This window comes from Actinocorallia libanotica (assembly GCF_039525175.1).
Lineage (GTDB): Bacteria > Actinomycetota > Actinomycetes > Streptosporangiales > Streptosporangiaceae > Actinocorallia > Actinocorallia libanotica.
In genome coordinates this window covers 1-571 of sequence record NZ_BAAAHH010000127.1, presented here as the reverse complement: position 1 = coordinate 571, position 571 = coordinate 1, and the positions used below count along the sequence as shown (strand labels likewise).

The 571-nt window shown below is 66.7% G+C and carries 2 protein-coding genes; both read left to right on the top strand.

Translation table 11 applies throughout. The annotated features are described in order from the left end of the window. The first annotated feature begins 21 nt into the window (after positions 1-21). Positions 22-171 carry a DUF2497 domain-containing protein gene (locus ABD140_RS39995; RefSeq protein WP_425544217.1) on the top strand — a complete coding sequence of 50 codons (150 nt, stop codon included), beginning with the start codon at positions 22-24 and terminating at the stop codon, positions 169-171. A gap of 131 nt (positions 172-302) precedes the next feature. After that, the coding region (locus ABD140_RS39990) for a class I tRNA ligase family protein (RefSeq protein ID WP_344248305.1) at positions 303-571 on the top strand (269 nt) is incomplete at its 3' end.

Below are 571 nucleotides of genomic sequence, written 5' to 3'. Positions count from 1 at the left end.
TTCAGCTCTCTGCAGCGCACCATGAGCAGCCTTCCGCCGCGCTCGATCGACGATCTCGTGACCGACGCGCTGCGGCCGATGCTCAAGGAATGGCTGGACGAGAACCTGCCGGCGCTGGTCGAGCGGCTGGTGCGGGCGGAAATCGAGCGCGTCGCGCGGCACGGCCATTAGGCCGGGCACAATCGGCGCGATTCCGGGCTTTGCGCCGGGCATTGCCTTACGCGAGTTGCCCCGGCGCAGTTGACTTGGCGCATCGGCTCCGCTTTCTCTCGCGCCTGTTCAATTGAGGTGCCGGAGCCATCATGCTCGACAACAGGTTCGATCCCGCCGCCGTCGAAGACCGCATCTACCAGGGCTGGATGGAGGCGGGCGCCTTCAAGGCCGGGCGTCCAGAGCGGGCAGGGGCCGAGCCCTATTGCATCGTCATTCCGCCGCCCAACGTCACCGGCTCGCTCCATATGGGGCACGCGCTCAACAACACGCTGCAGGACATTCTCTGCCGCTTCGAGCGCATGCGCGGCAAGGATGTGCTGTGGCAGGTCGGCACCGACCATGCGGGCATCGCCACCCA